This is a genomic window from Citrobacter freundii complex sp. CFNIH2 (genome assembly GCF_002880615.1).
GTDB lineage: Bacteria > Pseudomonadota > Gammaproteobacteria > Enterobacterales > Enterobacteriaceae > Citrobacter_A > Citrobacter_A amalonaticus_F.
In genome coordinates, this window is the sequence record NZ_CP025757.1 from 63,259 (window position 1) to 87,049 (window position 23,791).

The following is a 23,791-nucleotide window of genomic DNA, read 5'->3' on the forward strand; positions in this document are numbered from 1 at the left end:
AAAGTGAATAGCAAGGCGTCTTGCGATTGAGACTTCAGTGTCCCCTTCGTCTAGAGGCCCAGGACACCGCCCTTTCACGGCGGTAACAGGGGTTCGAATCCCCTAGGGGACGCCACTTGCTGGTTTGTGAGTGAAAGTCACCTGCCTTAATATCTCAAAACTGACTTCAGAGTCATGTTTGAGATATTTGCTCTTTAAAAATCTGGATCAAGCTGAAAATTGAAACGACACACCGTTAATGGTGTGTCCGAGTCTCTCAAATTTTCGCAATCACGATGATGAATCGGAAGAAACATCTTCGGGTTGTGAGGTTAAGCGACTAAGCGTACACGGTGGATGCCCTGGCAGTCAGAGGCGATGAAGGACGTGCTAATCTGCGAAAAGCGCCGGTAAGGTGATATGAACCGTTATAGCCGGCGATGTCCGAATGGGGAAACCCAGTGCAATTCGTTGCACTATCGTTAACTGAATACATAGGTTAACGAGGCGAACCGGGGGAACTGAAACATCTAAGTACCCCGAGGAAAAGAAATCAACCGAGATTCCCCCAGTAGCGGCGAGCGAACGGGGAGCAGCCCAGAGCCTGAATCAGCATGTGTGGTAGTGGAACGGTCTGGAAAGGCCGGCGATACAGGGTGACAGCCCCGTACACAAAACCGCATGTGTTGTGAGCTCGATGAGTAGGGCGGGACACGTGGTATCCTGTCTGAATATGGGGGGACCATCCTCCAAGGCTAAATACTCCTGACTGACCGATAGTGAACCAGTACCGTGAGGGAAAGGCGAAAAGAACCCCGGCGAGGGGAGTGAAAAAGAACCTGAAACCGTGTACGTACAAGCAGTGGGAGCCTCTTTTATGGGGTGACTGCGTACCTTTTGTATAATGGGTCAGCGACTTATATTCTGTAGCAAGGTTAACCGAATAGGGGAGCCGAAGGGAAACCGAGTCTTAACTGGGCGTTAAGTTGCAGGGTATAGACCCGAAACCCGGTGATCTAGCCATGGGCAGGTTGAAGGTTGGGTAACACTAACTGGAGGACCGAACCGACTAATGTTGAAAAATTAGCGGATGACTTGTGGCTGGGGGTGAAAGGCCAATCAAACCGGGAGATAGCTGGTTCTCCCCGAAAGCTATTTAGGTAGCGCCTCGTGAATTCATCTCCGGGGGTAGAGCACTGTTTCGGCTAGGGGGTCATCCCGACTTACCAACCCGATGCAAACTGCGAATACCGGAGAATGTTATCACGGGAGACACACGGCGGGTGCTAACGTCCGTCGTGAAGAGGGAAACAACCCAGACCGCCAGCTAAGGTCCCAAAGTCATGGTTAAGTGGGAAACGATGTGGGAAGGCTCAGACAGCCAGGATGTTGGCTTAGAAGCAGCCATCATTTAAAGAAAGCGTAATAGCTCACTGGTCGAGTCGGCCTGCGCGGAAGATGTAACGGGGCTAAACCATGCACCGAAGCTGCGGCAGCGACACTAAGTGTTGTTGGGTAGGGGAGCGTTCTGTAAGCCTGTGAAGGTGTGCTGTGAGGCATGCTGGAGGTATCAGAAGTGCGAATGCTGACATAAGTAACGATAAAGCGGGTGAAAAGCCCGCTCGCCGGAAGACCAAGGGTTCCTGTCCAACGTTAATCGGGGCAGGGTGAGTCGACCCCTAAGGCGAGGCCGAAAGGCGTAGTCGATGGGAAACAGGTTAATATTCCTGTACCAGGTGTTACTGCGAAGGGGGGACGGAGAAGGCTATGTTGGCCGGGCGACGGTTGTCCCGGTTTAAGCGTGTAGGTGTGTGTTCCAGGTAAATCCGGTTCACTTTAACACTGAGGCGTGATGACGAGGCACTACGGTGCTGAAGCAACAAATGCCCTGCTTCCAGGAAAAGCCTCTAAGCATCAGGTAACATCAGATCGTACCCCAAACCGACACAGGTGGTCAGGTAGAGAATACCAAGGCGCTTGAGAGAACTCGGGTGAAGGAACTAGGCAAAATGGTGCCGTAACTTCGGGAGAAGGCACGCTGATACGTAGGTGAAGCGATTTACTCGTGGAGCTGAAATCAGTCGAAGATACCAGCTGGCTGCAACTGTTTATTAAAAACACAGCACTGTGCAAACACGAAAGTGGACGTATACGGTGTGACGCCTGCCCGGTGCCGGAAGGTTAATTGATGGGGTTATCCGTAAGGAGAAGCTCTTGATCGAAGCCCCGGTAAACGGCGGCCGTAACTATAACGGTCCTAAGGTAGCGAAATTCCTTGTCGGGTAAGTTCCGACCTGCACGAATGGCGTAATGATGGCCAGGCTGTCTCCACCCGAGACTCAGTGAAATTGAACTCGCTGTGAAGATGCAGTGTACCCGCGGCAAGACGGAAAGACCCCGTGAACCTTTACTATAGCTTGACACTGAACACTGGTCCTTGATGTGTAGGATAGGTGGGAGGCTTTGAAGCGCGGACGCCAGTTCGTGTGGAGCCAACCTTGAAATACCACCCTTTAATGGCTGGTGTTCTAACGTAGGCCCGTAATCCGGGTTGCGGACAGTGTCTGGTGGGTAGTTTGACTGGGGCGGTCTCCTCCTAAAGAGTAACGGAGGAGCACGAAGGTTAGCTAATCCTGGTCGGACATCAGGAGGTTAGTGCAAAGGCATAAGCTAGCTTGACTGCGAGCGTGACGGCGCGAGCAGGTGCGAAAGCAGGTCTTAGTGATCCGGTGGTTCTGAATGGAAGGGCCATCGCTCAACGGATAAAAGGTACTCCGGGGATAACAGGCTGATACCGCCCAAGAGTTCATATCGACGGCGGTGTTTGGCACCTCGATGTCGGCTCATCACATCCTGGGGCTGAAGTAGGTCCCAAGGGTATGGCTGTTCGCCATTTAAAGTGGTACGCGAGCTGGGTTTAGAACGTCGTGAGACAGTTCGGTCCCTATCTGCCGTGGGCGCTGGAGAATTGAGGGGGGCTGCTCCTAGTACGAGAGGACCGGAGTGGACGCATCACTGGTGTTCGGGTTGTCATGCCAATGGCACTGCCCGGTAGCTAAATGCGGAAGAGATAAGTGCTGAAAGCATCTAAGCACGAAACTTGCCCCGAGATGAGTTCTCCCTGACCCTTTAAGGGTCCTGAAGGAACGTTGAAGACGACGACGTTGATAGGCCGGGTGTGTAAGCGCAGCGATGCGTTGAGCTAACCGGTACTAATGAACCGTGAGGCTTAACCTTACAACGCCGAAGATGTTTTGGCGGAATAGAGAGAATTTCAGCTTGATAACAGATTTGCGAAAACGAAAGATTTTGCGCTGAGGCAAGGTAGCATCAGAGTAAAAGATTCGTTTTGAGCACAAAAGAATTTGCCTGGCGGCTGTAGCGCGGTGGTCCCACCTGACCCCATGCCGAACTCAGAAGTGAAACGCCGTAGCGCCGATGGTAGTGTGGGGTCTCCCCATGTGAGAGTAGGGAACTGCCAGGCATCAAATAAGTGAAGAAGCCCATCCTGACGGATGGGCTTTTTTGCGTTTTTTCGCCGCAAATTTGCCGGAGGGTGGTTTTGCCTTATCCGGCCTACAGTCAGTACAAGGCCCTGTGGTTAACGGATACGGCAGTCCAGGATCGTCGACCTCTGCGCGCACCGTTACTCTGAATCCCATCATCTAATGCCTGCGCTTACTCCTAAATTCTTTCCCTGCTAATTAAAATCGCGATCGCTGTCACATAATAATATATAACAATTATATAACATTTCATTTACTAAAAAAGACAGCAAACACAACCGACAAGCACAATCGGATCTTTGGCAGGAGTACAACTTTAATGACTGAAAGCAGTGTAACTGCGAACGGGTCACTGACTGACAGTGATACCCGTCGTCGCATATGGGCAATTGTAGGTGCGTCATCCGGAAATCTGGTTGAATGGTTTGATTTCTATGTCTACTCGTTTTGCTCGCTCTATTTTGCCCACATCTTCTTTCCTTCCGGAAACACGACAACGCAACTACTACAAACCGCAGGCGTTTTTGCAGCTGGGTTTTTAATGCGTCCTATTGGCGGCTGGCTATTCGGCCGTATCGCCGATAAACATGGTCGTAAAAAATCCATGCTTTTGTCCGTTTGCATGATGTGTCTGGGATCGCTGGTGATCGCCTGCCTGCCGGGTTATGAAACCATTGGAACCTGGGCTCCGGCGCTGTTACTGCTGGCGCGTTTGTTCCAGGGGTTATCTGTTGGTGGGGAGTATGGCACTAGCGCGACCTACATGAGTGAAGTTGCCGTCGAAGGTCGTAAAGGATTCTACGCCTCTTTCCAGTACGTCACACTTATCGGTGGTCAGCTTTTGGCGCTGCTGGTTGTGGTTGTCTTACAGCAGACTATGGAAGATTCTGCACTCAGAGAGTGGGGCTGGCGTATTCCTTTCGCGTTAGGCGCGGTACTGGCGGTTGTGGCGCTCTGGTTGCGTCGTCAGTTGGATGAAACGTCAAAGCAGGAAACGCGTGCGCTGAAGGAGGCCGGATCGCTGAAAGGGTTATGGCGCAACCGTAGAGCGTTCATCATGGTGCTCGGGTTCACGGCGGCGGGATCGCTGTGCTTCTATACCTTCACCACCTATATGCAAAAGTATCTGGTGAACACCGCAGGTATGCATGCCAATGTGGCAAGCGGTATTATGACGGCGGCGTTATTTGTTTATATGCTCGTGCAACCGCTGTTTGGCGCGTTGTCAGATAAAATTGGCCGACGTACCTCCATGTTGTGCTTTGGTGCACTGGCAACCCTGTTTACTGTACCCATTTTGACCGCGCTTCAGAATGTGACTTCGCCGTACGCAGCATTTGGTCTGGTGATGTGCGCGCTGCTGATCGTCAGTTTCTATACCTCGATCAGCGGTATATTGAAAGCTGAAATGTTCCCGGCACAGGTTCGTGCATTGGGCGTTGGGCTTTCTTATGCTGTGGCGAATGCTCTGTTTGGCGGTTCGGCGGAATATGTGGCGCTGTCGCTGAAGTCTGTCGGTATGGAGACGTCGTTCTTCTGGTATGTCACCGTGATGTCGATCGTCGCATTTCTGGTTTCGCTGACGCTGCATCGCAAAGGGAAAGGTCTGCGCCTCTAGTAATGCGCCATTTGCCAGAGGGTATAGCCGGTCGTTGCACCGGCGACATCCCAGGCAAAGTCTTTCCAGCTCCAGCCGCTCCCTGCGGGGCGGCTATCCCAAAGCTCCTTTGACGCCCCCAGACTGACCGAAAACATAAACCCCATCATCGCACTGCGATCGCGGCCCATTCCCTGATGTTGCGCGTACTCATTACCTGCGGCTGAGAGCATCGCGGAAGCAATAAAGTGCTGTGCTTTGTCCTGCCCACTCCAGCTGTCCTGTGCCATATGGCTACAGCCTGACAGAATAAAAGCGCTCAGAAGAAAAATAACGCGCACCATGCCCCCATAGAAAAAACCCCGTTCAGGACGGGGTTTCACTTTTACAGAATACGGCTTATCAGCCTGTCGATTCGAATACGACGTAATCGACGGATCAGTTTGCGAACTTTTACCGGGTAATCGGCAATGCTCTGCAAGTCACGATAGTGCTTAACGACCGTGGTATGTGTACGAATTAGCGCCAGCTCTTTCTCGCGCTGCGCAGCCAGCTCTTGCTTAGGATCGTGGATCAGAATCGCATTTTCCAGATCCAGACGCCAGGCGCGCGGGTTGAGGTTGTTCCCGGTCAGCAGCATCCACTTGTCATCGATCCACATCCCTTTGAGATGGTAGGTATTGTCGTCATCTTTCCACAAGCGGACGACCAGTTGATCGGTATTGACGTAATACTGCAAACGGCTCAGGAAGCGACGCAGGTTAATCTCATAGAGATAGGGCAGTGCGCCGATTATCTTAAATGGCTCATTTTCCGGGATATAAAAATCGTTGGCGGTTTTATCCCCCACAATGATCTCAACCTTCTTCCCTTCGCGCAGCAGTTGAATGATGTTGCGGACAAGAATTGCTGGCAGGTTGAAATAGGGGGTACAAATCGTGAGCTTATGCTCCGCACAGGGCATAAGATGGAAAATGGTTTTGTTCAGCAGGCTGGATTTCCCCAGACCAACCAATGGCGTCACGGACAACTGTTCATTATCGGCATCGCCCTGGAAGTGATAAGCCGCGTCACGAAGCTCCTGGCGGTATAAACGAATGTCGTTTTTAATCTCCGGGCTTTTCGGACGCTGGGTATTATCCAGACGATTTACGCCACGACCATTCATCAGGTTCTGGGTCACCCACTCGAACATGATGTCAGCCATTCTGGCGTTGCGGATTAACTGATAACGGTCATAGCGATATTTATCGTGCTGATGCAGATAGACATCGTTCAGACTGGCACCGCTGTACAGGACGCTATCATCGATGATAAAGCCTTTAAAGTGCAGAACGCCGAGGGCTTCGCGAGTATTGATAGGCACACCGTATACCGGAACATCGACACCTGGGTTTTCATGCGCCATTCGGCAATACCAGTCAGCGTTGGTATTGGATGCTGCCGCGCCAATACGTCCACGCTGCGCACGATGCCAGTCGACGAGTACCCGAACATCCAGTTCAGGACGCTGCCGTTTCGCCTCGTAAAGCGCGCTAAGAATGCCTTTGCCACCGTCATCCTGTTCCAGATACAGGGCAATAATGCAAATGCGCTGCTTCGCGCTGGCTATCTTTTCCAGCAGGGTCTCCCTGAACCTGGCGGGAGCATAAAAGAAATCGACATCATCAACTGATTGAGAAATCTTAGGTAGTTGGGCAAGGTGTTGTTGATGTTTATTACGCTTAAATTTTGACAACATCACAGTGCATTTCTTCTCTGTTCATTGAAGGGTCCTCTGTGCTATGCAGACGACATAAGCGGGCAATGATAACACCGTCCCCGTTAAAGTGGTCAACATTTCCAGTACCTTACTCACGATTCCTCGGGCGGAGCCAGATCCAGCGACAGCCCGACGATTCCCTCTTCGAGCTGGATATCCACGCTAAACCCAAGCTTACGCGCCAGCGCGACCATGCCACGATTATTTGGCATCGTAATACCATTCAGCCTTCTCAGTCCGTGATCTCGTGTATAGGTAATCAATTTTTCCAGCAATCGACGACCTAGCCCTAACCCTTTGAGATCGGAACGAACCAGTACGGCAAATTCAGCATCAATATTATCCGGGTCGGAGATCGCTCGCGTCACACCAAGGATCTCTTCCGTTCGTTCAACGCGCCTCACCGCAACAAACGCCATTTCCCGATCGTAGTCGATCTGCGTCATGTTGGCTAAATCTTCATGAGTAAATTCATTGATCTCGCTGAAATAGCGGTAATAAAGATCTTCTTTGGTGACCTGGGAAATAAACTGCTGAAGCTGGGGTTCATCTTCCGGCAGGATAGGACGGAACAGACATTGCTCGCCATTTTTCATCTCCACCCACTCTTCCAGTTGATGCGGATAGGGGCGAACGGCGAGACGACTTTCGTTATCGCCCTCGAATGGGGCGATATCCAGCGTGACATCCAGGGCGGTGAACTCACCGGCGGAGGCCAGCAGCGGGTGAATATCCAGACGCTGGATCTCCGGGCAGTCGACAATCAGGTTTGAGACCTGAACCAACAACTGACTTAACCCCGCGACATCCAACGGGCGCAGTGCACTGCGGCCACGGATCTTTTTATTCTTGATCGCCTGAATCACTAAATAGCGCGCCAGGTTCATGTTCAGCGGCGGTAACGCCACCACGGCCTGCTCTTCAGGCCGCCACTCAACGCCGCCTTCACCCAACATGATCAATGAGCCAAATACGGGATCGTGCTCTACCACCACGCGCAGTTCCTGCGCTCCCGCACGGTTCGCCATACTCTGCACCAGCAGACCGTGGATCCGCGCCTGCGGCCATGTCATTTTCACACGATCAATAATTGCATTGGCCGCCTGCTGAACTTCATTTGCCGTGCGCAGGTAGAGCATTACGCCCTGAACTTCAGATTTGTGCGGGATGTCCGGTGAACGCAGCTTCAGCGCGACCGGGTAGCCAATCTGTTCTGCGATGTGGACGGCTTCGATGCTGTCGCCGGCAATCCAGGTCGGGAGCGTATGTAAGCCATAAGCCTGCAGGATCGGCTGAACCTCATGGGTATCGAGTGAGGTCGCCCCATCGGCAATCGCCTGCTGAAGCAGTTCATGCGCCTGGGCCGTGTTGGAGGTCAGATTGCTGGGTAGGGCTGGCGTTTCACGCAGCTGTTTCTGGTTGCGTCGGTACTCGACCATATGCATAAACGCGGTGATCGTCCCTTCCGGAGTGCGGTAGGTAGGGAGCCCGGCTTCACTGAACAGTCTACGGGCTTCCTGAGAGGAAAACTCTCCACACCAGTTGGTCAACAGCGAGACAAATTTGCCACGTGGATGATGCTTAACGGCATCAATCAGTGCCTGAGCACACTCGGTGGCGGGGGCGGCGGCACTGGGGGAGTGAATCACCATCAGTGCGTCAAAGTCCTGGCTGGCGAGCAGAATATCCAGCGTCCGGGTGTAATGCTCAATGCTGGCATCGTCACGCAGATCCAGCGGGTTGGCGATCTCGACATGGGCAGGCAGAGCATCGCGCAGTTTCTGGCTGGTCTCCTCACTCAGCATGGCCAGCTTGCCATTGCGGGACCAGAGTTGATCAAGCGCCAGCGCTGCAGGCGCGGCACCATTACTGATGATCATCAGCCTGTCACCGCGCAGAGGGCGCATGTGGCTGAGCGTTTCCACTGCGGAAAAGAGCTCATGGGTATCTTTCACACGCAGCAAACCGGCTCGCTGGATGGCGGCATCCCAGGCGGGATCCATTCCGGCGCTGGTATGCAATAACCGCTGCGCTGCCGGGCTGCGACCGCTCTTAATGACCAGAATGGGTTTGTTGCGCGCGGCGCTACGGGCGGCGGATACAAAGTGTCGGGCATCGCTGAGATGTTCGAGATAAAGCAAAATGGCGCTGGTTTTGCTGTCACGCGCCAGATAATCCAGCAACTCATCGACATCAATATCCAGGCTGTCGCCGAGCGCAATAAAATAGGAAAACCCCATTTCCCGCTGCTGTGCCCAGTCGAGAATGGTGTTGGAAACCGCAGCGGACTGAGAAATAAACGCCAGTTTGCCGCGTTTAATCGGGACCGGGGAAAAGCTGGCATTCAATCCCTGCCAGGGCGCCAGCAGGCCAAGACTGTTAGGGCCGAGCAGACGCATGTTGTAGCGTTGCGCGCAGGCCAGCAGTTCTGCATGTTGCGCGCCAGGGGCCGAGAGAATAATGCAGGTTTTACAGCCCTTTTCCCCAAGCGCTTCCAGCAAGGCCAGATTGCGGCTGGCATTGGTACACAACACGGCAAGGTCGGGGGTGAAGGGCAGACTGGCAATATCGGGCCAGGCCAGGACGCCCAGAACGGCTTTCCAGGCGGGGGTTACCGGCAAAACGGGACCGTTAAATCCTCCCGCCAGCAGGTTGCGCATCATCAGATATCCCGCCCGATTGGGCTTCATCGATGCCCCGACCACCGCGATCGATTTTGGTCGCAGAAGCGCTTCCAGTCCTCGCTGACTCATACCGGTTTCCCTTACACAGAAGTGACCGAATGATTCTAAACGCTTTCTGCTGATTCTGCTGTGATGCTTCCCTGATGTTGGGTTTTTCCTGCGAGGTAGCGCGTTTTAAAGCGGGTAAAGTGCTCGCCGAGGCTGCCTGCCGCATCGGTATCACCGGCCAGATCCAGCAGCGCAATGGCGACTTCGGCTGTGCAATATTGTCCTTCGGCATGGACCTCGCGCAGGTGATAGGCCGACAGACGCGACAGATCCACCGAAATCACGGGGAGAGAGTCGAGATACGGGCTTTTACGGAACATCTTACGCGCTTCCGGCCAGGTGCCGTCGAGCATAATAAACAGCGGAGGCTTACCCGTCGGTGGGGTGAAAATCACCTCACGTTCGGCGCCGGCATAGGAGGCGGGAAACACCACCATCGGCTGATAATCCGGGTTTTTCACCAGATCCAGCAAAGCCTGCGGTGGCTGTGTTCGTGACCACTGAAACGCAGCGGTATCCGGTAAAATATCGGCGATCAGACGTCCGGTATTACTCGGTTTCATCGGTTCGGTATCAAACATCACCAGACAAAAACGGCTCGTTGCCTGAGAGGGCGACAGCGTCGCACACAGGCAAAGTTTCAGCGGCAGTAAGCAGCGCTGACAGCGACGAATGCGATTGCCCCGGGCGAGAAAAGGGCGAGTGGCGCGCGCCAGACGTTCAGCGCGAAGCTTGAGAACAGCGTTTTCAGTCATAGAGAATGCGTTGAAAAACGCTATTGTCGCAGAGGTGAAAACGGGGCACAAGATGCGCCCCGCAGAGTTTACAGTGACTCGTTCAGCCAACTATCAAATGGCGCTTTGGGGACCGCGCCATTTAGCATGTCGACAACCTGACCGTTTTTGAAGATCATAATGGTGGGAATACTGCGGATACCAAAGCGTGCGCTGAGCTCACGTTCCGCTTCCGTGTTGATCTTCACGAAGCGAACTTTGCCGCTGCGTTCTTCGGCGACATCTTCAAAGATGGGCGCGAAGTTACGGCATGGGCCGCACCATGGTGCCCAGAAATCGATCACGACGGGCAGATCGTCTTTGAGCAGTTTATCCAGTGTTTCACCGGTCGCATTGATCACCTCCCCGTCGAACAGGTCGTGACCACAGCGTCCGCATTTTGCCGCATCCTCAACCCGATCGTCGGGAATGCGGTTGATGGCCTGGCAGCTGGTACAAACGGTATTCATAACTAACCTCTGGATGCGTCGGGGTATTGAACGGCAGAGACGCCGATATGTTTCTAATATGTTACATATTATCGATGAGACTGTTTTAAACGACAATCTGTTTTATTCAATGAGTACAATAGTCATAAGCTTTTAAATGAAATAATGGCTAACCTGGTGCACATCGGGTAATCTGCGCGCTTCGCGCAGCGCTGGTGGAGAAAAGCATGAACGATGAATTGAAAAACAAAAGCGGCAAGGTCAAAGTGATGTATGTCCGCAGTGATGATGATTCTGATAAACGTACCCATAACCCGCGTACCGGGAAAGGTGGCGGGCGTCCAGGAAAATCTCGTGCCGACGGTGGCCGTCGCCCCGCCCGCGATGAAAGAACCCCTCAGAGCCGCGATCGCAAGCGTGAAGACTCACCGTGGCGGACCGTGTCCCGCGCGCCGGGTGATGAAACGCCTGAAAAAGCCGATCACGGTGGTATCAGCGGTAAAAGCTTTATCGATCCTGAAGTCTTACGTCGTCAACGTGCGGAAGAGACCCGCGTTTACGGTGAAAATGCCTGTCAGGCCCTGTTCCAGAGTCGCCCGGACGCGATTGTCCGCGCCTGGTTCATTCAGAGCGTCACGCCACGCTTCAAAGAAGCATTACGCTGGATGGCGGCAAACCGCAAAGCGTACCATGTGGTTGATGAAGCGGAACTGGCGAAAGCTTCAGGGACTGAGCATCACGGCGGTGTCTGCTTCCTGATTAAAAAACGTAACGGCACTACGGTGAAACAGTGGGTAAGCCAGGCGGGCGCGCAGGACTGCGTGTTAGCGCTGGAAGCTATTTCTAACCCGCACAACCTCGGCGGCATGATGCGTAGCTGCGCGCACTTCGGTGTGAAAGGCGTAGTGGTGCAGGATGCGGCGCTGTTGGAGTCCGGCGCGGCGATTCGTACCGCAGAAGGCGGCGCCGAACACGTTCAGCCGATTACCGGCGACAGCATCGTTGATGTGCTGGATGATTTCCGTCAGGCGGGTTACACCGTGGTGACAACGTCCAGCGAACGTGGCAAACCGCTGTTTAAAACTGAACTACCAGAGAAAATCGTCCTGGTGTTAGGTCAGGACGTTGACGGTTTGCCCGATGCGGCGCGCGATGCCAGCGATCTGTGCGTGAAAATCGACGGCACGGGGAATGTTGAAAGCCTGAACGTCTCGGTGGAAACCGGTGTGCTGCTTGCCGAATGGTGGCGTCAGAATAAAGCCTGACGGAAAAATGCCAGCGAATCGCTGGCATTTTTTTATTCGCTCTCCGCCGGTAAAACTGGCATCCAGTCAATCGGCTTCTCGCCGCGCTGTTCCAGCCACTGATTCGCCAACACAAAATGGTTACAGCCAAAGAACCCACGATGTGCCGAGAGCGGTGAGGGATGAGGCGCTTTCAAAACATGATGACGTTTCTGATCAATGATCGCGCCTTTCTTCTGCGCATGAGAACCCCATAGCAGGAAAACCACCCCTTCACGATGTTGATTAATCAGGGCGATCACTTTATCGGTGAACGTTTCCCATCCCAGACTGGCATGAGAGTGCGCCTGACCCGCCCGCACGGTTAATACCGTATTAAGCAGCAGAACGCCCTGGTGCGCCCAGCTTTCAAGGTAACCGTGGGCAGGACGAGTGAAACCGGGGATCGACCCTTCCAGTTCCTTATACATGTTCAGCAGCGAAGGGGGCGTAGCAATACCGGGACGGACAGAAAACGCCAGACCATGCGCCTGACCGGGACCGTGGTACGGATCCTGTCCAAGGATCACGACCTTAACATCACCCAGCTCGGTGAAACGAAACGCATTGAACACATCTTTTTGCGGCGGATAAACCGTGATCCCGGACTGACGCTCTCCGGCGACGGTATGCAGCGTATTGATAAAGTAGGGCTGCTGTTTCTCTTCAGCCAGCACATCGTGCCAGGTTAATTCAGTGGCCATCTCGCTCTCCTGCGAATTTTCAATCGTCATAGCTTAACTGCTTCTTTCGACGGCGCAAAATTCTCTCCGCGATGATGTGCGCTATGCACTTAATAAAGTTGAAAATTTGTGTAAAAAGTTTATATCCACATATAGCGTAAGTTGATGTAAAACAATAAAATCATCTCATTCCCTTGTTTGGTGTGTGGATTTTATTGATTTAAATCAATGAATCGAGGGTGTCAGGGGGGTATATATACACTCAAGCAACAATGGTTTTACCAATTGGCCGCGAGCCGGCCAACCCTAATCAAATACTTTGCCGGGGAGGCATCACAATGATTACAGGTATCCAGATTACTAAAGCCGCTAATGACGATCTGCTGAATTCCTTCTGGCTGCTGGACAGCGAAAAAGGCGAAGCGCGTTGCATCGCGGCTAAAGCTGGTTTTGCCGAAGATGAAGTGGTAGCGGTCAGCAAACTGGGTGAAATTGAGTACCGCGAAATTCCGATGGAAGTGAAACCGGAAGTTCGTGTGGAAGGCGGCCAGCACCTGAACGTTAACGTTCTGCGTCGTGAAACGCTGGAAGATGCGGTTAAGCATCCGGAAAAATACCCGCAGCTGACTATCCGTGTTTCTGGCTATGCCGTGCGTTTTAACTCACTGACGCCGGAACAGCAGCGCGACGTTATCGCGCGTACCTTTACTGAAAGCCTGTAAGGCTTAACGTTTAAATAAAAACGCCGGGAAATCCCGGCGTTTTTCTATTCTTCGTTTGATTCCTGCGACGTCGTTGCCGCACTCGGCTTACGACGTTTACCAATGTTCTTGGTATCGCGATGGCGTTTCTTCACGCGCGGTTTATCTTTGTCTTTCTCTTTTTTCTTCTCTTCACGTTTTGCGAGCGCTTTTTTCGACGGTTTGCCCGTCATCTTTTCGCTCGGCGCGCGTGAGGTCGGGCGCAACTCATCAATCACCCTGGATTTTAGCGGTTCTTCAATGTAGCGACCAATTTTCAGCAGCAGCAGGTGATCGTGCGCTTCGACCAGCGAGATTGCGGTGCCCTTGCGACCGGCACGGCCCGTACGGCCAATGCGGTGCAGATAGGTGTCTCCGCTACGCGGCATGTCGAAGTTAATCACGTGGCTGACGTCAGGAATATCGATCCCGCGCGCGGCAACGTCGGTGGCGACCAGCACGTTAACGCGACCGTCAGTAAGACGCTTAATGCCTTCGTTACGCTTGATCTGCGCCATCTCACCTTCGAGATAGCAGTTGTTGATCCCTGCCAGTCGCAGCATTTCAGCCAGTTCGTGCACGCGCTCGCGCTTGCGGACAAACACGATGGTACGGGTGGCGTCGTCTTGTTTCAGCAGGTGCTTCAGCAGTTCGAATTTGTGTTCGAAGTTATCCGCGCGGTAATACCACTGGTGGATCTTCTTACGTTCGCGGGTGGATGGCGTTGCGGACACTTCGACCGGCTCTTCCAGCAGACGTTCGGCAAAATCTTTAATTGCATCGCCTTCCAGCGTGGCGGAGAACAGCATCGTCTGTTTGCGCCAGCGCGTTTCCCCGGCGATGTGCTCGATGTCCTGGGCAAAGCCCATATCCAGCATTCGGTCGGCTTCGTCGAGGATCAGCGTTTCCACGGCGCGGCAGTCAAAATTCTCTTCTTTAATATACTGCAGCAGACGCCCGGTGGTGGCGACCACAATATCCTGGTTTTCGCTGAACACTTCGGCGTGGTTCATGTAGGCTACGCCGCCGGTAATCGTCGCGATATCCAGGTGGGTGTTTTTGGCCAGCTCACGGGCATGATCGGCGACCTGCATCGCCAGTTCGCGGGTCGGGGTCAGGATCAAAATACGCGGCGGACCGGATTTTTTACGCGGAAAGTCGAGCAGGTGCTGCAACGCTGGCAGCAAATACGCCGCCGTTTTACCGGTGCCTGTCGGCGCAGAACCGAGTACGTCACGGCCTTCGAGTGCAGGCGGAATGGCGGCAGCCTGAATGGCGGTCGGGCGAGTGAAACCTTTTTCCTGGAGGGCATCCAGCAGGCTTTCATCGAGTTCAAGTTCGGAAAAAGTCGTTACAGTCATGTTCTACCTCTGTGTGGGGCGCTGATTATAGACGTTACGGCTGCAATCTTCATCTGTTTGTATGGATATCGCTTCTCAGGTATTGTTTTCACCTGGTGCTGTCGCCGTTTTTCCTGCAAGGTTTTTAATTCATGCCTCAGTCTACATCCGTCCTTCGTCGTAATGGATTTACTTTTAAACAGTTTTTTGTCGCGCACGATCGTTGTGCGATGAAAGTCGGAACAGATGGGATTCTGTTAGGGGCATGGGCACCGGTGGCGGGCGTAAAGCGGATCCTCGATATCGGTACCGGCAGCGGACTGTTGGCGCTGATGCTGGCGCAGCGTACTGATGAAAGCGTCACCGTTGATGCCGTTGAACTGGATAGCGATGCCGCCGCGCAGGCGCAAGAAAACGTTACCCAGTCGCCGTGGGCGGATCGGGTGACGGTGCAGGCGGAAGATGTCCAGCACTGGGCGGCACGCCAGACCGTTAAATATGACCTCATCATCAGCAATCCGCCTTATTACGAGCAGGGCGTCGAGTGCGCCACACCACAGCGGGAGCAGGCGCGTTATACCACGATGCTGGATCATTCTGCGCTGTTAGCGACGGCGACGGGGCTTATTACGGAAGAGGGATTCTTGTGTGTCGTGCTGCCGGAAAATATCGGCAATACCTTCACGCAGCAGGCGTTAAATATGGGCTGGCATTTACGCTTACGGACCGACGTTGCTGAAACGGAGGCGCGGTTACCGCATCGGGTGCTGCTGGCATTCTCCCCAAAGAAGGGGGAATGCTTTAGCGACAGGCTGGTGATTCGCGGACCGGATCAGCGTTACTCCGAAGGTTATACGGCGCTGACCCAGGCATTTTATCTGTTCATGTGAGCCGTTAACGGCGAGAGCACTGACGGGCCAGATTCCTCCAGCAGTGCCGGATAATCGAGCGTGTAGTGCAGACCGCGGCTCTCTTTGCGCATCATCGCACAGCGAACAATCAGCTCGGCGACCTGAACCAGGTTGCGTAACTCCAGCAAATTATTCGAGACGCGGAAATGGGCGTAATACTCGTCGATCTCCTGCTGTAACATGGTGATACGACGCAGGGCGCGCTCCAGACGTTTGGTGGTGCGCACAATCCCCACGTAGTCCCACATAAATAGCCGCAGCTCATGCCAGTTATGCTGGATCACCACCAGTTCGTCAGGGTTGTCCACGCGACTTTCATCCCAGGCGGGCAGGGCGCTGACGCCACGGGCGTAAGGCATTCGTCTGTCGATATCTTCCGCAGCGGACCAGCCGTACACCAGACATTCCAGCAGCGAATTTGAGGCCATCCGGTTCGCGCCGTGCAGGCCGGTGTAGCTTACTTCCCCGATCGCATACAGGCCGTCCACATCGGTACGACCAAAGTCGTCAACCATCACGCCGCCGCAGGTGTAGTGTGCAGCCGGTACGATGGGCACCGGTTCTTTGGTCAGGTCGATGCCCAGTCCCAGCAGTTTTTCGTAAATCATCGGGAAATGCTGGCGTACAAAGGCTTCTGGCTTATGGCTGATGTCAAGAAACATACAGTCCGCACCGAGACGCTTCATTTCATGGTCGATAGCGCGGGCGACGATATCGCGCGGTGCCAGTTCTCCTCGCGCGTCAAAGTCCGGCATAAACCGTGTACCGTCCGGGCGTTTGAGGTGGGCGCCTTCTCCGCGCAGCGCTTCGGTAAGCAGGAAATTACGTGCCTGGGGATGATACAGCGCGGTGGGGTGGAACTGATTAAATTCGAGATTCGCGACCCTGCATCCTGCACGCCAGGCCATCGCAATACCGTCGCCGGAGGAAATGTCCGGATTCGTTGTATATTGATACACCTTTGATGCGCCGCCGGTCGCCAGCACGACAGACTTCGCGTGACAGGTTTCCACCGCTTCTTTATTCCGATTCCAGACCCATGCCCCAACGACGCGGCGGGTACCGGGCAGGCCAATTTTGTCGGAGATGATGAGATCGACGGCGTTACTGCGTTCCAGTACCCGGATATTCGGATGGCTTTGCGCCTTGCTGACCAGCGTGGTTTCCACCTCTTTACCGGTGGCGTCAGCGGCATGCAAAATGCGACGATGGCTATGGCCACCTTCACGCGTCAGATGGTAACTCTCTTCACCGTTAGGCTGAACCTGGGTATCAAACAGCACCCCCTGGTCAATCAACCACTGTACGCAGGGGCGAGCGTTGCTGGCGACAAACTCCACCGCATGACGATCGCAAATACCGGCGCCGGCAATGAGCGTATCTTCCACATGTGAATCAATGCTGTCGGTTTCATCGAAAACGGCGGCAATCCCGCCCTGCGCATAGAAAGTGGAGCCTTCGCTGACGGGACCTTTACTCAGAACGATAACCTGGTGCTTTTCAGCCAGGCGCAGCGCCAGCGAGAGTCCGGCAGCGCCGCTACCAATAATTAACACGTCACAAGAAAGTTCAGGCGTAGTTTTCATGATTTTTGTTTAATTTACTAAACAGTGTTTGGCCAGCATAGCACCAGAATCTGCGATTTCGCACGTTTTATTTTCAGTGTTGTTGTAATGGCTAAACAAAGCGGTGCGATGTAAACGGATGTCAGCCGGGTAAACCATTTTGCGTGGCGGGCCGTAAGCATCAGATTAGAGGATGAAATAAAGTGGCCGTTGGGTTACTCTGCAACCGGTTTATGGGCATTTTTAAAGATAGTGCGTTGTTCAGACTCGGTAGACTTATAATGAGAGATAATGACCGTCTACAACATGACAAACAAAAAACAGATGCGTAACGGAACTTTACAAAAACGAGACACTCTAACCTGTTGCTTGCTCATAGTGCAGCTAATGGAGTGGCGTTTCGCGAACGCGTGGAAATTTGGTTTGGGGAGACTTTACCTCGGATGAGCGAGCAGTTAACGGACCAGGTCCTGGTTGAACGGGTCCAGAAGGGAGATCAGAAAGCCTTCAATTTACTGGTAGTACGCTACCAGCATAAAGTGGCGAGTCTGGTTTCCCGCTATGTCCCGTCGGGCGATGTTCCCGATGTGGTGCAAGAATCATTTATTAAAGCCTATCGTGCGCTGGACTCGTTCCGGGGAGATAGTGCTTTTTATACCTGGCTGTATCGCATTGCGGTGAATACAGCGAAGAATTACCTGGTGGCTCAGGGGCGTCGTCCGCCATCAAGCGATGTGGATGCGATTGAAGCAGAAAACTTCGAAAGTGGCGGTGCGCTGAAAGAAATTTCGAACCCTGAGAACTTAATGTTGTCAGAAGAACTGAGACAGATAGTTTTCCGAACTATTGAGTCCCTCCCGGAAGATTTACGCATGGCAATAACCTTGCGGGAGCTGGATGGCCTGAGCTATGAAGAGATAGCCGCTATCATGGATTGTCCGGTGGGTACGGTGCGTTCACGTATCTTCCGAGCGCGGGAAGCTATTGATAATAAAGTTCAACCGCTTATCAGGCGTTGACGATAGCGGGATACTGGAAAAGGTATTAGGCATGCAGAAAGAAAAACTTTCCGCTTTAATGGATGGCGAGACGCTGGATAGTGAGTTGCTCAACGAACTGGCTCACGATTCGGATATGCAAAAAACCTGGGAAAGCTATCACCTTATTCGTGATTCAATGCGGGGTGATACACCTGAGGTGCTTCATTTCGATATTTCCGCTCGCGTAATGGCCGCTATTGAAGATGAGCCGGTACGTAATACGGTGCCATTCATTCCAGAGGCCCAGCCTGCGCCGCAGCAATGGCAGAAAATGCCATTCTGGAAAAAAATGCGCCCGTGGGCCGCACAACTTACCCAAATGGGCGTTGCCGCGTGCGTATCGCTTGCAGTTATCGTTGGTGTCCAGCACTATAATGGACAATCTGAAACGTCCCAGCAGCCTGAAACGCCGGTCTTCAATACTTTGCCGATGATGGGTAAAGCCAGCCCGGTAAGCCTGGGAGTACCTTCTGATGCGACCGCGAACGGTGGGCAACAGCAGCAGGTACAGGAGCAGCGTCGTCGGATCAACGCAATGTTGCAGGATTACGAACTGCAACGCCGACTGCACTCCGAACAGCTTCAGTTTGAGCAGGCACAGACACAGCAAGCCGCTGTTCAGGTGCCAGGAATTCAAACTCTAGGAACGCAATCGCAGTAATGAAGCAACTTTGGTTTGCCATGTCACTTGTGACGGGTAGCCTGTTCTTCTCTGTCAACGCCTCGGCCAACACTGCGTCCGGGGCGTTGTTGCAGCAGATGAACGTGGCGAGCCAGTCACTCAATTACGAGCTGTCATTCGTCAGCATCACGAAACAAGGCGTTGAGTCTCTGCGTTATCGCCATGCTCGCCTGGAAAATCGTCCGCTTGCGCAACTGCTGCAAATGGATGGTCCGCGTCGTGAAGTGGTCCAGCGCGGCAATGAAATTAGCTATTTCGAGCCCGGACTCGAACCGTTCACTCTGAACGGTGACTACATCGTTGACTCCCTGCCGTCGCTGATCTATACCGATTTCAAACGTCTTGCTCCCTACTATGATTTTATTGCAGTGGGCCGTACCCGGATTGCCGATCGCCTGTGCGAGGTGATTCGCGTGGTCGCGCGCGATGGTACGCGTTACAGCTATATTGTCTGGATGGATACGGAAACGAAGCTGCCGATGCGGGTCGATCTCCTCGATCGCGATGGCGAAACGTTAGAGCAATTCCGGGTGATTGCCTTCACCGTGAATCAGGATGTCGGTAGCGGCATGCAGACGCTGGCGAAAGCCAGTTTGCCGCCGCTGCTCTCTGTTCCGGCGGGTGAAAAAGCCAAATTCAGCTGGAATCCGACCTGGCTTCCGAAAGGGTTTAGCGAAGTGTCCAGCGGGCGCAGACCGTTGCCGACGATGGACAACATGCCGATTGAGTCGCGTCTCTACTCCGACGGTCTGTTTAGCTTCTCAATTAACGTCAATCGGGCGACTCAGGCCAGCACTGACCAGATGCTACGCACCGGGCGCAGAACGGTCAGCACCAGCGTACGCGACAACGCGGAAATTACCATCGTGGGTGAATTGCCGCCGCAGACAGCGAAGCGTATTGCCGACACCATTAAGTTCGGAGCCGCGCAATGATCAAAGAGTGGGCTACCGTGGTGTCATGGCAAAACGGGGAGGCATTAGTGAGCTGCGATGTGAAAGCGTCCTGCAGCAGCTGTGCTTCACGTTCCGGATGTGGCACCCGCGTGCTGAACAAACTCGGGCCGCAGACCACGCATACCATTGTAGTGGCGAGCGATGTGCCGTTAGCACCTGGGCAGAAAGTGGAGCTGGGGATTGCCGAAGGCAGTCTGTTAGGTTCCGCCATGCTGGTTTATCTGTCGCCGCTGGTGGGGTTATTCCTCATCGCATCCCTGTTTCAGGTGCTGTTTGGCTCCGATCTCGCGGCGTTAAGCGGCGCGATACTGGGCGGCGTCGGCGGATTCCTGATTGCCCGCGGCTATTCCCGCAAGCTGGCGGAACGCGAAGCCTGGCAGCCCGTTATTCTTAATGTTGCCCTCCCGCCCGATATGATTCGCGTTGAAACACCCTCTACCGAAACGATCCGATGATATTCTTGCCGGATGGCGGCTTCGTCTTATCCGGCCTACAAACGATCAGCAAGCCCTGCAGGTCCGATACGCTTGCGCCATCGGGCATCATGCTTCTCTTACGATGTTTTACATCAGAAAAGCGATGCCGTTTCCAGTTCCCGTAATCCTGACTCTATGAACATTTCCTCGCCTCAGCGTTGTAGTGTAGAATGCGGCGTTTCAGTTAAACAGACGTTAAGCTCAGAACAGCGACTTCTCAAAGCCTGTCCAACCAGGCGTAAGGCACAATAATTACACTCTATGAAGAACATACGTAACTTTTCGATCATTGCTCACATCGACCACGGTAAATCGACGCTGTCTGACCGTATTATTCAGATCTGCGGTGGCCTGTCTGACCGTGAAATGGAAGCGCAGGTTCTCGACTCGATGGATCTTGAGCGTGAGCGCGGTATTACTATCAAAGCGCAGAGCGTAACGCTCGATTTCAAATCCGCTGATGGTGAAACTTACCAGCTTAACTTCATCGACACCCCAGGCCACGTTGACTTCTCGTATGAGGTTTCTCGTTCGCTTGCCGCTTGTGAAGGCGCTCTGCTGGTGGTAGATGCCGGACAGGGCGTCGAAGCGCAAACCCTGGCAAACTGCTACACCGCGATGGAAATGGATCTCGAAGTGGTGCCGGTCCTCAACAAAATTGACCTGCCAGCCGCCGATCCCGAGCGTGTCGCCGAAGAGATTGAAGACATCGTCGGTATTGATGCGACCGATGCCGTGCGCTGCTCGGCGAAAACCGGCGTGGGCGTGACCGACGTTCTGGAACGTCTGGTGCGTGATATTCCGCCGCCGCAGGGCGATCCGGATGGCCCGTTACAGGCGCTGATCATCGACTCCTGGTTCGATAACTATCTCGGCGTTGTCTCGCTGGTGCGTATTAAAAACGGCACCCTGCGTAAAGGTGACAAAATCAAAGTGATGAGTACCGGTCAGACCTATAACGCTGACCGTCTGGGGATCTTCACACCTAAACAGGTTGATCGTACTGAGCTGAAATGCGGCGAGGTAGGTTGGCTGGTGTGCGCCATTAAAGACATCCTCGGCGCACCGGTTGGCGATACCCTGACTCAGGCACGTAACCCGGCAGAAAAAGCACTGCCAGGCTTCAAAAAGGTAAAACCGCAGGTTTATGCGGGCCTGTTCCCGGTCAGCTCTGATGATTACGAGAACTTCCGCGACGCGCTTGGTAAGCTGAGCCTTAACGACGCCTCTCTGTTCTATGAGCCGGAAAGTTCTACTGCGCTGGGCTTCGGCTTCCGCTGTGGCTTCCTTGGTCTGTTGCACATGGAGATCATTCAGGAGCGTCTGGAACGTGAATACGATCTGGACCTGATCACCACCGCGCCGACCGTCGTGTATGAAGTCGAAACCACCGCGAAAGAGACGATCTACGTCGACAGCCCGTCCAAGCTGCCACCGCTGAACAACATCTACGAATTGCGCGAGCCGATCGCGGAATGCCACATGCTGCTGCCTCAGGCATACCTCGGTAACGTGATTACCCTGTGTATTGAGAAGCGTGGCGTGCAGACCAACATGGTTTACCACGGTAACCAGGTGGCGCTGACTTATGAAATCCCGATGGCTGAAGTGGTACTCGACTTCTTTGACCGCCTGAAATCCACCTCGCGCGGTTATGCGTCGCTGGATTATAACTTTAAACGCTTCCAGGCCTCCGACATGGTGCGTGTTGATGTCTTGATCAACAACGAACGTGTCGATGCGCTGGCGCTGATCACTCACCGTGATAACTCGCAGAGCCGTGGTCGTGAACTGGTGGAGAAGATGAAAGATCTGATCCCACGTCAGCAGTTCGATATCGCGATCCAGGCAGCGATCGGGACGCACATCATTGCGCGTTCTACCGTGAAACAGTTGCGTAAAAACGTTCTGGCAAAATGCTATGGCGGTGATATCAGCCGTAAGAAAAAGCTGCTGCAGAAGCAGAAAGAAGGTAAGAAGCGTATGAAGCAGATCGGTAACGTTGAGCTGCCTCAGGAAGCGTTCCTCGCCATTCTGCATGTCGGCAAAGACAGCAAATAATCCTTAAGGAGTTGGCATGGCGAATATGTTTGCCCTGATTCTGGTGATTGCCACATTGGTCACGGGCATTTTATGGTGCGTGGATAAATTTATCTTCGCGCCAAAACGTCGGGAGCGTCAGGCGGCGGCACAGGCTGCTGCCGGAGATTCACTGGATAAGGCAACGCTGAAAAAAGTCTCGCCGAAGCCTGGCTGGCTGGAAACCGGTGCCTCGGTTTTCCCGGTGCTGGCTATCGTGCTGGTTGTGCGTTCGTTCATCTATGAACCTTTCCAGATCCCGTCGGGTTCGATGATGCCGACGCTGTTGATCGGTGACTTTATCCTGGTGGAGAAATTCGCCTACGGTATTAAAGATCCGATTTACCAGAAAACCCTGATCGAAACGGGTCATCCCAAACGCGGCGATATCGTGGTCTTTAAATACCCGGAAGATCCGCGTCTGGATTACATCAAGCGAGCGGTCGGGTTGCCTGGTGATAAAGTGACCTATGATCCGGTTGCGAAAGAAGTGACTATTCAGCCGGGCTGTCGTTCGGGTCAGGCGTGTGAAAACGCGCTGCCGGTCACCTATAGCGATGTTCAGCCGAGCGATTTTGTGCAGACATTTGCACGTCGTAACGGGGGGGAAGCCACCAGTGGTTTCTTCGAGATCCCGCTGAGTGAAACGAAAGAGAACGGTATTCGTCTGTCTGAGCGTAAAGAGACGTTGGGCGATGTGACGCACCGTATTCTGACCGTGCCGATTGCTCAGGATCAGGTGGGAATGTATTACCAGCAGTCCGGGCAGCCGCTGGCGACCTGGATTGTACCGCCGGGCCAGTATTTCATGATGGGCGACAACCGTGATAACAGCGCGGACAGCCGTTACTGGGGCTTTGTCCCGGAAGCGAATCTGGTCGGTAAAGCCACTGCTATCTGGATGAGTTTCGACAAACAGGAAGGCGAATGGCCGACTGGCGTTCGTTTAAGCCGCATTGGTGGTATCCACTAATTGCCGCGAATCGTTCACGTTGTCGTCATTATGACGGCAACGTGAATTATTTCTTCGATAAATCCGCCCAGGCTAACGACATCCCTTGTCGTTGTGTATAGAATATTCCCCCGAAGTTTCAGGTTGGCGCCTCCAGGTCGCCACGGCACACGAAACAGCGTTGGTCCCCCTATATGAGCGTACATAAGCTGCTTAACGCGGCCGGAAGGATGCTACATATATCAGGTCTGTTTCGTGTGCTGAATTGTTGACGCATTTATTTATT

At 53.6% G+C, this 23,791-nt stretch carries 18 protein-coding genes, 1 tRNA gene, 2 rRNA genes and 1 pseudogene; 14 read left to right on the forward strand and 8 right to left on the reverse strand.

The window, feature by feature from the left end; all coding sequences use genetic code 11:
- Nucleotides 1-39 precede the first annotated feature (39 nt).
- The 4 genes from WM46_RS00290 to WM46_RS00305 all read left to right on the forward strand — a co-directional run bounded on the left by WM46_RS00290 (nucleotide 40) and on the right by WM46_RS00305 (nucleotide 5,103).
- Nucleotides 40-115: transfer RNA gene (locus tag WM46_RS00290), tRNA-Glu, on the forward strand.
- Between the two features lie 194 nt (nucleotides 116-309).
- Nucleotides 310-3,216: ribosomal RNA gene (locus tag WM46_RS00295) — 23S ribosomal RNA — on the forward strand.
- A gap of 131 nt (nucleotides 3,217-3,347) precedes the next feature.
- Nucleotides 3,348-3,463: ribosomal RNA gene (rrf, locus tag WM46_RS00300) — 5S ribosomal RNA — on the forward strand.
- 341 nt (nucleotides 3,464-3,804) lie between these two features.
- Nucleotides 3,805-5,103 (forward strand): MFS transporter, encoded by a 1,299-nt coding sequence (locus tag WM46_RS00305; protein WP_046485356.1) that lies wholly within the window; start codon nucleotides 3,805-3,807, stop codon nucleotides 5,101-5,103.
- Here WM46_RS00305 and WM46_RS00310 read toward each other — a convergent pair.
- The 5 genes from WM46_RS00310 to trxC form a co-directional block, all read right to left on the reverse strand.
- Nucleotides 5,100-5,426, reverse strand: a complete 327-nt coding sequence (locus tag WM46_RS00310; protein WP_289712169.1) for a YfiM family lipoprotein — start codon at nucleotides 5,424-5,426, stop codon at nucleotides 5,100-5,102. The genes WM46_RS00305 and WM46_RS00310 overlap by 4 nt on opposite strands.
- 41 nt (nucleotides 5,427-5,467) lie before the next feature.
- Nucleotides 5,468-6,823 (reverse strand): CDP-diacylglycerol--serine O-phosphatidyltransferase, encoded by a 1,356-nt coding sequence (pssA, locus tag WM46_RS00315; RefSeq protein WP_044253171.1) that lies wholly within the window; start codon nucleotides 6,821-6,823, stop codon nucleotides 5,468-5,470.
- A 113-nt stretch (nucleotides 6,824-6,936) separates the two neighbouring features.
- On the reverse strand, nucleotides 6,937-9,597 hold the full coding sequence (locus WM46_RS00320) for a bifunctional acetate--CoA ligase family protein/GNAT family N-acetyltransferase (protein WP_102601136.1): 2,661 nt from the start codon (nucleotides 9,595-9,597) through the stop codon (nucleotides 6,937-6,939).
- Between the two features lie 35 nt (nucleotides 9,598-9,632).
- Nucleotides 9,633-10,331 (reverse strand): tRNA-uridine aminocarboxypropyltransferase, encoded by a 699-nt coding sequence (tapT, locus tag WM46_RS00325; protein ID WP_102601137.1) that lies wholly within the window; start codon nucleotides 10,329-10,331, stop codon nucleotides 9,633-9,635.
- Nucleotides 10,332-10,399: 68 nt separating this feature from the next.
- A complete protein-coding gene (gene trxC, locus WM46_RS00330; protein ID WP_042999707.1) occupies nucleotides 10,400-10,819 on the reverse strand; it encodes a thioredoxin TrxC in 420 nt (139 codons plus the stop codon).
- 206 nt (nucleotides 10,820-11,025) lie between these two features.
- On the opposite strand from trxC, the gene WM46_RS00340 reads away from it, so the two are divergent.
- Nucleotides 11,026-12,063 carry a tRNA/rRNA methyltransferase gene (locus tag WM46_RS00340; protein ID WP_102601138.1) on the forward strand — a complete coding sequence of 346 codons (1,038 nt, stop codon included), beginning with the start codon at nucleotides 11,026-11,028 and terminating at the stop codon, nucleotides 12,061-12,063.
- A gap of 32 nt (nucleotides 12,064-12,095) precedes the next feature.
- Here WM46_RS00340 and ung read toward each other — a convergent pair whose 3' ends face one another.
- Nucleotides 12,096-12,785 carry a uracil-DNA glycosylase gene (gene ung / locus WM46_RS00345; RefSeq protein WP_061077917.1) on the reverse strand — a complete coding sequence of 230 codons (690 nt, stop codon included), beginning with the start codon at nucleotides 12,783-12,785 and terminating at the stop codon, nucleotides 12,096-12,098.
- A gap of 317 nt (nucleotides 12,786-13,102) precedes the next feature.
- On the opposite strand from ung, the gene grcA reads away from it, so the two are divergent.
- Nucleotides 13,103-13,486, forward strand: coding sequence for an autonomous glycyl radical cofactor GrcA (grcA, locus tag WM46_RS00350; protein ID WP_044253162.1), 384 nt, complete (start codon nucleotides 13,103-13,105; stop codon nucleotides 13,484-13,486).
- A 44-nt stretch (nucleotides 13,487-13,530) separates the two neighbouring features.
- Here the strand turns inward: grcA and srmB are convergent, their stop codons facing one another.
- A complete protein-coding gene (gene srmB / locus WM46_RS00355; RefSeq protein ID WP_061075003.1) occupies nucleotides 13,531-14,865 on the reverse strand; it encodes an ATP-dependent RNA helicase SrmB in 1,335 nt (444 codons plus the stop codon).
- Between the two features lie 131 nt (nucleotides 14,866-14,996).
- On the opposite strand from srmB, the gene trmN reads away from it, so the two are divergent.
- Nucleotides 14,997-15,734 (forward strand): tRNA(1)(Val) (adenine(37)-N(6))-methyltransferase TrmN, encoded by a 738-nt coding sequence (trmN, locus tag WM46_RS00360; protein WP_044253159.1) that lies wholly within the window; start codon nucleotides 14,997-14,999, stop codon nucleotides 15,732-15,734.
- Here the strand turns inward: trmN and nadB are convergent.
- Entirely contained in the window at nucleotides 15,719-17,341 is a 1,623-nt protein-coding gene (gene nadB, locus WM46_RS00365; RefSeq protein WP_044253156.1) for an L-aspartate oxidase, read from the reverse strand. The genes trmN and nadB overlap by 16 nt on opposite strands.
- 260 nt (nucleotides 17,342-17,601) lie before the next feature.
- On the opposite strand from nadB, the pseudogene rseD reads away from it, so the two are divergent.
- The 7 genes and pseudogenes from rseD to lepB all read left to right on the forward strand — a co-directional run bounded on the left by rseD (nucleotide 17,602) and on the right by lepB (nucleotide 23,526).
- A pseudogene (rseD, locus tag WM46_RS26260) lies at nucleotides 17,602-17,767 on the forward strand (rpoE leader peptide RseD).
- Nucleotides 17,764-18,339 (forward strand): RNA polymerase sigma factor RpoE, encoded by a 576-nt coding sequence (gene rpoE / locus WM46_RS00375; RefSeq protein WP_000003307.1) that lies wholly within the window; start codon nucleotides 17,764-17,766, stop codon nucleotides 18,337-18,339. Before rseD ends, rpoE begins: the two are co-directional and overlap by 4 nt.
- Before the next feature lie 31 nt (nucleotides 18,340-18,370).
- Complete coding sequence (gene rseA, locus WM46_RS00380; RefSeq protein ID WP_042999714.1) at nucleotides 18,371-19,021, forward strand: anti-sigma-E factor RseA; 651 nt, start codon at nucleotides 18,371-18,373, stop codon at nucleotides 19,019-19,021.
- Nucleotides 19,021-19,977: a sigma-E factor regulatory protein RseB gene (rseB, locus tag WM46_RS00385; protein ID WP_044326603.1), complete on the forward strand. Its 957-nt coding sequence runs from the start codon at nucleotides 19,021-19,023 to the stop codon at nucleotides 19,975-19,977. Before rseA ends, rseB begins: the two co-directional genes overlap by 1 nt.
- A complete protein-coding gene (rseC, locus tag WM46_RS00390) occupies nucleotides 19,974-20,453 on the forward strand; it encodes a SoxR-reducing system protein RseC (RefSeq protein ID WP_102601139.1) in 480 nt (159 codons plus the stop codon). The genes rseB and rseC overlap by 4 nt, the downstream gene beginning before the upstream one ends.
- 282 nt (nucleotides 20,454-20,735) lie before the next feature.
- On the forward strand, nucleotides 20,736-22,535 hold the full coding sequence (lepA, locus tag WM46_RS00395; RefSeq protein WP_042999780.1) for a translation elongation factor 4: 1,800 nt from the start codon (nucleotides 20,736-20,738) through the stop codon (nucleotides 22,533-22,535).
- A 16-nt stretch (nucleotides 22,536-22,551) separates the two neighbouring features.
- Nucleotides 22,552-23,526 carry a signal peptidase I gene (gene lepB / locus WM46_RS00400; protein WP_044253147.1) on the forward strand — a complete coding sequence of 325 codons (975 nt, stop codon included), beginning with the start codon at nucleotides 22,552-22,554 and terminating at the stop codon, nucleotides 23,524-23,526.
- The last annotated feature ends 265 nt before the right edge of the window (nucleotides 23,527-23,791 follow it).